The following is an 8,831-nucleotide window of genomic DNA, read 5'->3' as shown; positions in this document are numbered from 1 at the left end:
CNCCGCCCGCATGTCGCGAGGCCGCACAACTTCCGCTGCTCGGACTGCACGCCGCCCGCGCCGCCCCGCAAGTTCGACATCGCCACCGACCTCGCCGCCCGCACGTCGCGAGGCCGCACCACCTCCGCCGCTCGGACTGCACGCTGCATGCCGCCCGCGCCGCCCTACAAGTTCGGCTTCGCCACCGCTCGCGCCGCCCGCATGTCGCGAGGCCGCACAACTTCCGCTGCTCGGACTGCACGCCGCCCGCGCCGCCCCGCAAGTTCGACATCGCCACCGACCTCGCCGCTCGCACGCCCCGAGGCCTCACCACTTCGTCGCTGTCACTGACCTAGCTGATTGCACGCTGCGCCGCCTCACAAACTCGTCCCGACAACCGACCTCGCCGACCGCACATCCCCTGATTCCGCACCGATACCCCGTCAGGCGATAAGTCGGATATGTCGGGCAAGCGAAGCGCCTGACATATCCAGATCACGCCTAACGTTTCTGGCCCCGCATCGGGCCGATAAGCGCGGTTTGTCTGCCTTGTCGGGCTGACGGCCATCACGCCGCTCGCCTTGGCCTGCCCGCGTCGGCCTGAACGCTTCGGTAGTCGGCGCGCAGCTCGGCCGCTCGTTCAGTCCTGGCGTTCGATGCTGGGCCGCGTGTTGACCCGTCGGTGTGGGCGCAGACGATGCCAGGTGGTGTGGGCGCAGGCGATGCCAGGTAGTGGGCGTCTGCGGGGCGATTGGCGTGCGACCGGAGCCGAGTCGTTGGTTTCGTGGGCGACCGGCATCCCTGATCGCGATCGGGCCGACGCTGACCACGGCGGGGGCGCGGGCGAGCGGGGACGCGGCGAGCGGGCGAGCGGGGATGCGGCGAGCGGGGACGCGGGGACGCAGGCAAGCGGGACGCGCAGACATGGGGGCGCCGGCGAGCGGGGACGCGCGGACATGGGGCACCGGCGAGCGGGGACGCGGGCGAGGGGGGACGCGCGGACACGGGGACGCGGGCGAGCGGGACGCGGCGGGTGAGGCCGGGCAGGCGGCGCCCCCTCGTCGCGCCTGGCCCGGCCTCACCGCCGGTTGTCCCGGGGGCCCGCCCGGGAGGGCTTTACTGTGTGCCGGCTCTTAGCAGAGAGCGGAACTCTGCCAAGGCCTCCTCGTCACCCTTCACCTCGATCGGTGAATGCACATCGGTCGTTGGGGTTGATTCGCGTGCCCAAAGCCATCGCAGCATGGGGGCCGGAGTGCCGGTTACCGTGATGGCCGGTGGTGGGTCGGTTGGGGTTGTGGCTGCGGTTGGGGCGGATCTGGTGACGATGACTCGGTCGGCTTCGGCGCGGATCTGCCAGGCGTGGGTTGGTCTTGCGGGAGCGCCCTGACCGGCCTGGGGCCCGTGCGCGCCCTGACCGGCGTGGGAGCCAGGAGTGCCCCGACCGCCGTGGGAGCCGGGAGCGCCCTGCGGGCCGTAGGCGCCGGCCGGGGGTGGCGTGGTCAGTTCGACGCGGATGGTGTGGCCCTTGGCGTCGGCCAGGGGTTGGTTGTAGTCGTCGGGCCAGGCTGTTGAGCCGTAGCCGACGAACAGCTCGAGGACCTCGGCCACGCCGTCGACGGCCAGGTCGTCGGGGATTGGGGCGGCGTCCGTGTTGTGGGCCAGCTCGGCGTCGAGGCGGTGGATGACGGTTTCCTGGGCCATGCGGCGGATCCAGAACTTGGTTGTCTGGTCGGGGCGGTGCCAGGTGGTCGCGGGGGTGTCGTCGCCGCGGCGGGAGAACTCGTGGGTGATGGCTCCGTAGCCGCGGTCGAGCAGGGCGATCGGGTTTTCGGTCAGGATCTCCTCGGGCGGCCACGGATCGGGCCAGGAGCCGCTGCGCATGACCTCGGCCTTGTGCAGGTAGACCTGGCCCACGTGGCGGACCAGATCGGCCACGGTCCAGCCGGGGCAGCTGGGCACCTTGGCGGTCAGGCCCGCGCCCGCCACGTCGCGGAGGCGCATGTAGTCGGCGGACAGGCACTGCAGCAGTCGCGATCGCTCCATGCCCGTGACTCAACCACACAGGTACGACAAAAATCCCCGTGCTCGCACCACTCCGATGCGATCGTAAGCTCTCAGCGCACAGCCGGCCGGACGGCCGGGACGCCAGTGTTGCGTTCGTGGACGTGGACCTGCAGGCGGGGGCGCCAGGCGACGTGAATCCGGCCGCCGGTGCGGCGCAGTTGCATGATGCCCAGGAGTGCCGCGGCGAACAGTGAGATCAGGCCGCCGGTCCACAGGCCCGAGCGGGGGCCGAAGCGCTCGGCGCACCAGCCGATGATCAGCGAGCCGACGGGTGTGCTGCCGAGGAAGACCAGCACGTACAGCGCCATGACGCGGCCCCGGAAGGCGGCGTCCACGCCGAGCTGGACGCGCTGGTTGGCGGCCTGCGCGAAGTAGATCATGAAGAAGCCGGTGGGGATGAGCAGGGCGACGGCGACCGCGAAGTTGGGGGCCACGCCGACCAGGGACTCGAAGCCGGCGAACAGGATCGCGGCGGTCAGGACGCGGTAGACCGACGGGCGCGTGCGGCGCCTCGAGCTGGCCAGGGCACCGGCCAGGGCGCCGAGTGCGATCGCGGTGGTGAGCAGGCCGAAGTACTTGGCGTCGACGTGGAACTCGACCTTCGCCAGCACGGCCAGGGTCAGCTGGAAGTTGAAGCCGAAGAGGCTCACGAGGAACACGAGGAGGATGGCGAGGCTGAGGTCGGGGCGCTGGCGGACGTACCGCAGCCCGTCCATCATCCGCGCCTCGCTCGCCGCGATCGCGTCGCGTTCGACCCGGAACAGCTCGGCCGCGGTCATCCGGGCCAGCGAGACCAGCGGGGCCGTGCAGAGCACCGCCGTGAGCAGGAAGATCGGGCCGGTGCGGTCGTGCAGTACGGCGATCACGACACCGGCCACGGCCGGGCCGACGATGCGGGCGGTGTTGAACGTGGCCGACGAGAGCGACAGCGCGTTGGGCAGCAGCTCCTTGCCCACCAGTTCGGAGACGAACGACTGGCGGACCGGGGTCTCGATGGCGCTGATGGCACCGAACAGGCCGGCGGTGACGAAGACCCACCACAGGGTCACGACCCCGGTGACGACGAGCACGCCGAGCAGGGTGGCGACGACGGCCGAGGCGGCGTTGGCGAACAGGAGCAGGCGGCGCTTGTCGAAGCGGTCCGCGAGCTGCCCGCCGTACAGCGTGAGCAGCAGCACCGGTGTGAACTGCAGCGCGGTCACCACGCCGAGGGCGGAGGCCGAGTCGTCGGACAGCTGCAGGACCAGCCAGTCCTGCGCGGTGAACAGCATCCAGGTGCCGAGAAGCTTGATCAGCTGGCCGATGGTGAACAGACGGTAATTGCGGACCCGCAGTGAGCCGAACGTGCTGCCTTTCATGCGCTGCGCCCGATCCTCCCCAGTATCTCGGCGGCCTTGGTCAGGACGTCCCGCTCCTCCGGCGTGAGGGCCATGAGTTGCTTGGCCAGCCACTCGTCGCGGGTGCGGCGGTGCTCGGCGACGATGGCGCGGCCCGACTCGCTGGCGGCGAGGATCACCTGCCGCCCGTCGGTCGGGTGCGGGGACCGCTGCACGAGCCCGCGATCCTCCAGCTTTGCCACGATTTTGGTCAGAGTCGGCGGTTGTACTCGCTCAATCTCGGCCAGTTCGCGCGGCGTCAACGCGCCTGAAAGTTCGAGACTGGTCAGCGCCGACAGTTGCGTAATGGTCAGATCACCCATCGGCCGGGCCTGGCGCAGTCGACGGTTGAGCCTGGTGATGCTGTCCCGCAGGGCGGCCGCGAGCTGGGCGGCGGCGAGCTTGGGTACGCGAACCATCACGATAGTTAGCTTATCTAATAAGCCTGGCTAACGACCTGTGGGTTCGATCACCAAAAGCCTTTTCCGGGGGGTACCGTTTGCGGCGTGAACGCGCCGCCCAAGCCCTTGGACCCGCCGATGGTGCCGTTCGCCCTCGGGGGCATCGCGCTGTGGATCGTCGCGGCGCTGGTCATGCTGCCGTTCCGCGATGAGCTCGCGACACACGGTCACGGCCACTGGTTCGGCATCGCCATCGCCGGCGCGATCTGGGGTATTCCCGGCCTGTCGTTCATGCTCATCCACGACCGGAACCGGCGGCGGCGCCGAGCCCGGGCGGCGTCTTCGGGAGCGGAGACCGGCGCGCAGCCGGGGTCGGGCACCGGAGCCGGGACGTCCGATTCGTTCAAGACGGACGCGCCGACCGCTCCCTAGGTTGGGGCGCATGGGACTTCGACTGAATGTGATCGGCATCGTCGTCGCGGACATGCCGCGGGCGCTGGCCTTCTACCGCCGTCTCGGGCTGGACGTGCCGGAGGCCGAGGACAAGGCGCCGCACGTCGAGTACGTGCTCGGCGACGGCCTCAAGCTGGCCTGGGACACCGTCGAGACGATCCACTCGTTCGACCCCGGCTGGGTGCCGCCGGTCGGGGGTGGCCGCATCGGGCTCGCATTCGAGTGCGATTCGCCGGCCGAGGTCGATCGGATGTACTCCGAGCTGGTCGCGGCCGGACATGAGGGCCACAAGGAGCCGTGGGACGCGTTCTGGGGGCAGCGGTACGCGGTGGTCCACGACCCCGACGGCAACGGCGTCGACCTCTACGCGCCGCTTCCGTAGCCGGTTTTTCATTAGGTGCCGCCAGGCGCCTCGTTCTTCGGCACCGTAATTACTACGGACGCCGAAGGGAGGCGCCCTGGCGCCGACCGGTGTCTGGCGGGAGCAGCGGACCGCAATCACCGCGGACCCGAGTAAAAAGCCTCTTGTTCTTCCGGCTCGGCCGGGCCTTTTCTCCGGCTTGGCCGGGCTTTTGTTCTTCCGGCTCGGCCGGGTTTTTGCGTTTCGGGGCTTTTATCCGTGTCCGTACGGTTCGGCCGGTTCGTCGCCGTCGACGGAGCCCGGGGCGCGGCTCACCGCGACCGCCTCGACTTCGCTGTCGTCGAACACCGTCGGCAGCTCGTCGACCACCTGGACCTGCTCGACCAGCACCTCGGAGTGGGCGCCGCAGCCGTGGTCGACCGAGACGACCTGGGCGTCGTCGGGCGCGTACTCGTTGCCGCACACCCCGAACGCCTGCCGCATCGAGCCGGCGAGCTGCATGTAGAAGCCGCACGAGCCGCAGCGGGCGGCCGACGGGGCGGCGACGGAGATGGGCGCGTTGGGGCCGCGGTCGCCGTCGTACCAGCGCTGGGCCGCGTCCAGGCGCCCCTCGCGGGACAGGACGCGGGCGCGGCCGAGGCCGAGCTCCCAGTTGACCTCCTCGACGCCCGGGTCGTCGGACAGCACGTAGCCGGGTGCCAGGCGGATGTCGTCGGCCGGGGTCGGCAGCAGGTCGCCCACGCCCAGATCGCCGGGTTGCAGGCGCTCCTGCCACGGCACCCACTCCGGCGCGCGCAGCGACTCCGCGCCCGGGAGCAGCGCCGACTCGCAGATCGTGACCTGCTTGCTGCGCGGGATGCGGGTGACGGTGACGGCCCAGCGCCAGCCGCGGTATCCGGGCAGGCCGCACTCGAAGAAGTGCGTGACCAGGCGTTCGCCTTCTGCCACAACGCCCATATGCGCACCGATGTGCTCAGGGTCGACGACGTCGAGTCCCTGCATCGCGACGTCGACCGCGTCGGTCAGGACCTGGTCGGGCTTCGCGGCACGGCCGCTTCCTCGCGTGGGCGCAGTCGAGGCAGTCACGACCCTATTCTTGCTCATCCCCGCGCCTCCTCAACATGCCGGTCCCGGCGCGCCCCGATTTCTGTCGTACCCGTGGTCCAAGATGGTGGCATGTCGGTGATTCGAGGAGTGGCACAGACCGTGGTGACCACCGCGCGCGCGGCCCGGGTCGCGACCGTGGGCACCACGCGGGCGGGCCGCTACCTCGGGCGCAACCTGCTGCGCGTCCGCGAGCGCGGTGCGGGTGGCGAGGCCGGCATGCTGCGCCTGCTCGACCTGCACGCCGCGTCGTGCGCGGGCGACGCCCTGGTCACGTTGGGCCTGGCCGGGACCGTCTTCTTCTCGGTGCCGGCCGGCGAGGCCCGCGGCCGCGTGGCCCTCTATCTGCTCATCACCATGCTGCCGTTCGCGCTGCTCGCGCCGGTCATCGGGCCGCTGCTCGACCGGTTCCGGCACGGCCGGCGCTATGCGCTCGCCGTGACCATGCTCGGCCGGGCCGCCCTGGCCTTCCTGCTCTCCGATCACCTTTCGAGCTGGCTGCTCTATCCGGCCGCGTTCGGCATGCTCGTGCTGTCCCGGGCCTACGGGGTGGCTCGCAGCGCCGCCGTGCCCCGGGTGCTGCCGCCCGGGCTGGGGCTGTCCGAGGCGGGCGCGCGAGCCTCCGTGTTCGGGACCATCGCCGGGGCCATCGCCCTGCCGCTCGGGCTGCTCGCCGGGCAGTGGGGTCCGCAGTGGCCGCTGCGGCTGTCCATCCTCGTGTTCGTGTTCGGCATGGTCACCGCCCTGCGGCTGCCGGCCCGCGCCGACTCCGACCCGCCCGAGACGGTCCCGGGCGTGCTCCGGCGCAGCCTCGGCCGGCGCCAGGTCAAGGTGCTCAGCGGCCGCGTGGTGGTGTCCGCGCTGATCGGCAGCGCCACGCTGCGGGCGCTCTACGGCTTCCTGACGTTGTACCTCGCGTTCGCGATCAAGGAGGGCACGCTTCCGGTCGGCTTCCTGGCCTGGCAGCTCTCCCAGCAGGCGGCGGTCGTCGTGGCGGCCGGGGCCCTCGGCGTGGGCACGTTCCTCGCTACGGCGATCGGCACTCGGCTGCGCATCCACCGCCCCGCCCAGCTGCAGGCGATCGGCCTGGTGATGGTCGCGTTCGTCGCGGTCCTCGCCGCCGACCGCAACTCGCTGGCCACGGTCGCGCTGCTGTGCCTGTTCACGGCGGTCGCCAGCGGCCTGGCCAAGCTCGCCGTGGACGCCTCGATCCAGGAGCGGATCGACGAGAACGTCAGGGCCAGCGCGTTCGCCCACTCCGAGACGCTGCTCATGATCGCGTGGGTGCTCGGCGGGGCGGTCGGGCTCGTGCCGTTCGGCTCGTCGTGGGGGCTGATCCTGGCGGCCGGGTTCGTGACGCTGGGGGCGGTGCGGGCGCTGTATTCGGCGGTGGTGCTGCGCAAGGAGCGGCTGCGGGGTGCGCCGGCGGACGTGCCCGATGCCGAGGGGACCACGGTGGTCACGCCGGCCCGGCAGGCGAGCTCCACGACGACCACGGGCGCCAGCACCAGCACCACGGCGGCGGGCGCTGGAGCTGGCGGCGCTTCCGAGGCTCCCACGGTGCCGCGGCCGGCGCAGGCGGCTGAGCAGGGGGAACGTCGGCGGTTCGGGTTCGGGCGGCGGGGGGAGCGGGCGACGGAGACCGCCTCCGCGCCCACGGCACCTGGTGGAGGTTCGGCGCCGCCACCGTCCACGGCTCCGTCCCCGTCCGCGGCCCCACCGCCGGCCGGCGGGCCGACGGAGACGAGGCGGATGCCGGCCGTGGACGTCGAGGACGGTTCACCCTTGGCCCCACCGGGGTACACGCTGTATCGGCCGTCGGGGACCGACCCGACGGCGCGGCTGGAGGACGACGAGCGATGAGGTCGTTTCTGGGGTACTCCCGGGCGTTGATCGTGACCGCGGTCGAGGCGGAACGGGCGAGCGTGCTCGGCGGGCTGGGGCTCGGCGAGCAAGGAGCGGACGCGCTCGAGTCCGGCGCACCCGTGGTCGTGGTCGCGTGCGGGGTGGGGCCAGCGGCGGCCGCGGCGGTGACGGCCCAGCACCTGACCATCGCGATGCAGGAAGGCGCGCCGTTCGACGTGGCCGTCTCGGCCGGCATCGCGGGCGGTTTCGCGGGGCGCGTCGAGATCGGCGGCCTGGTCGTCGCGACCGAGTCGATCGCGGCCGACCTGGGCGCCGAAGGGCCGGACGGGTTCCAGAGCGTCGACGAGCTGGGCTTCGGCACGTCGCGCTGTGACGCCGACCCGGGCTTGCTGCGGACCCTCCGACAGGCGCTGCCCGAAGCGATCGGCGGGCCGGTGCTGACGGTTTCGACGGTGACGGGCACGGCCCACTCGAAGGAGCTGGTGCAGAAGCGACACCCCGACGCGGTGGCCGAGGCGATGGAGGGCTTCGGCGTGGCCAGCGCGGCGCGGCTGTGGCCAGCAACAGCCTTCGGCGAGATCCGCACCGTCTCCAACGCCGTCGGACCACGCGACCGAGCCGCATGGCGAATACCACAGGCTTTGGCAACCTTGCAGGACGCCTTCGGGGCGCTCGTCGTGCGCTGATCCTGCGCTCCGGCGCCTCGGCACGCGACCGGCTTTGGCGTGCCGCTTCTGGGGGCGCGGTCGGACGTGGCGTGGCGGGCGCGGCGTGCGCTGACCACGAGGTGCGGTGCGCTGCGCTGCGGTGTGCGGTCCGCGGCTGGCTTGGCGTGCCACATTCGGGCACGGTCGGGCGTAATTGGCGTGCGCTGATCATGCGGTGCGATGCTGCTCGCCGAGGCCACCGCCGGTGCCGTGCGCGGTCCGTGCGTGCGTGCGTGCATGACTGGGCGCTCGTGCGTGCGTGCGCGTGCGTGCATGGCTGGGCGCTGGTGTGTCCGTTTGTGCGTGTGCGTTCATGCGTCCGTGACTGTGCGCTCGTGCCCCTGTCGCGTCCGGGCTTCGTGTGCGGCTCCGGACCGCGCGGCTCGTGGCGTCGGGGTCGAGGGTGGAGGTTGGCGTGGGGAAGGTGAGGAAATTGGTGGCGGTCGTTTCGATGTGAGCTTAGTCTCATATCGTGGGCGTCCTGCACGGGCTGGTGGTGGCGGGGGTCATTGGGCTTATC

7 protein-coding genes and 1 pseudogene are annotated in these 8,831 nt (G+C 71.6%); 4 read left to right on the top strand and 4 right to left on the bottom strand.

Going from position 1 to position 8,831, the window contains the following annotated elements:
* Window positions 1-1,095 precede the first annotated feature (1,095 nt).
* From ACIA8L_RS39620 to ACIA8L_RS39610, 3 genes are all read right to left on the bottom strand, one after another.
* Window positions 1,096-2,022, bottom strand: a complete 927-nt coding sequence (locus ACIA8L_RS39620; protein ID WP_395912754.1) for a maleylpyruvate isomerase N-terminal domain-containing protein — start codon at window positions 2,020-2,022, stop codon at window positions 1,096-1,098.
* Window positions 2,023-2,093: 71 nt separating this feature from the next.
* Window positions 2,094-3,401: an MFS transporter gene (locus ACIA8L_RS39615; RefSeq protein WP_395912753.1), complete on the bottom strand. Its 1,308-nt coding sequence runs from the start codon at window positions 3,399-3,401 to the stop codon at window positions 2,094-2,096.
* Window positions 3,398-3,838: a MarR family winged helix-turn-helix transcriptional regulator gene (locus ACIA8L_RS39610; RefSeq protein WP_395912884.1), complete on the bottom strand. Its 441-nt coding sequence runs from the start codon at window positions 3,836-3,838 to the stop codon at window positions 3,398-3,400. The genes ACIA8L_RS39615 and ACIA8L_RS39610 overlap by 4 nt, the downstream gene beginning before the upstream one ends.
* 120 nt (window positions 3,839-3,958) lie before the next feature.
* Here ACIA8L_RS39610 and ACIA8L_RS39605 point away from each other — a divergent pair.
* Together ACIA8L_RS39605 and ACIA8L_RS39600 are read left to right on the top strand one after the other, a co-directional pair.
* A pseudogene (locus ACIA8L_RS39605) lies at window positions 3,959-4,159 on the top strand (DUF2530 domain-containing protein); the annotation flags it as partial.
* Between the two features lie 103 nt (window positions 4,160-4,262).
* Entirely contained in the window at window positions 4,263-4,655 is a 393-nt protein-coding gene (locus tag ACIA8L_RS39600) for a VOC family protein (RefSeq protein WP_395912751.1), read from the top strand.
* A 231-nt stretch (window positions 4,656-4,886) separates the two neighbouring features.
* Here the strand turns inward: ACIA8L_RS39600 and ACIA8L_RS39595 are convergent, their stop codons facing one another.
* Window positions 4,887-5,738 carry a DUF3027 domain-containing protein gene (locus ACIA8L_RS39595; RefSeq protein WP_395912750.1) on the bottom strand — a complete coding sequence of 284 codons (852 nt, stop codon included), beginning with the start codon at window positions 5,736-5,738 and terminating at the stop codon, window positions 4,887-4,889.
* A gap of 72 nt (window positions 5,739-5,810) precedes the next feature.
* Between ACIA8L_RS39595 and ACIA8L_RS39590 the strand changes: the two genes are divergently transcribed.
* Entirely contained in the window at window positions 5,811-7,601 is a 1,791-nt protein-coding gene (locus tag ACIA8L_RS39590; protein WP_395912748.1) for an MFS transporter, read from the top strand.
* Window positions 7,598-8,290: a futalosine hydrolase gene (locus tag ACIA8L_RS39585; RefSeq protein ID WP_395912746.1), complete on the top strand. Its 693-nt coding sequence runs from the start codon at window positions 7,598-7,600 to the stop codon at window positions 8,288-8,290. The genes ACIA8L_RS39590 and ACIA8L_RS39585 overlap by 4 nt, the downstream gene beginning before the upstream one ends.
* Window positions 8,291-8,831: the final 541 nt, after the last annotated feature.

Source organism: Dactylosporangium sp. NPDC051541 (assembly GCF_044454505.1).
Classification (GTDB): domain Bacteria; phylum Actinomycetota; class Actinomycetes; order Mycobacteriales; family Micromonosporaceae; genus Dactylosporangium.
Note: the sequence above shows the minus strand (reverse complement) of the source record. Positions and strands in the feature narration are given on the sequence as shown.

Coding starts and splice junctions, on each gene's coding strand:
- ACIA8L_RS39600 (WP_395912751.1), top strand. CDS start 4,263: ATGGGACTTCGACTGAATGTGATCGGCATCGTCGTCGCGGACATGCCG.
- ACIA8L_RS39585 (WP_395912746.1), top strand. CDS start 7,598: ATGAGGTCGTTTCTGGGGTACTCCCGGGCGTTGATCGTGACCGCGGTC.
- ACIA8L_RS39590 (WP_395912748.1), top strand. CDS start 5,811: ATGTCGGTGATTCGAGGAGTGGCACAGACCGTGGTGACCACCGCGCGC.
- ACIA8L_RS39615 (WP_395912753.1), bottom strand. CDS start 3,401: ATGAAAGGCAGCACGTTCGGCTCACTGCGGGTCCGCAATTACCGTCTG.
- ACIA8L_RS39610 (WP_395912884.1), bottom strand. CDS start 3,838: ATGGTTCGCGTACCCAAGCTCGCCGCCGCCCAGCTCGCGGCCGCCCTG.
- ACIA8L_RS39595 (WP_395912750.1), bottom strand. CDS start 5,738: ATGAGCAAGAATAGGGTCGTGACTGCCTCGACTGCGCCCACGCGAGGA.
- ACIA8L_RS39620 (WP_395912754.1), bottom strand. CDS start 2,022: ATGGAGCGATCGCGACTGCTGCAGTGCCTGTCCGCCGACTACATGCGC.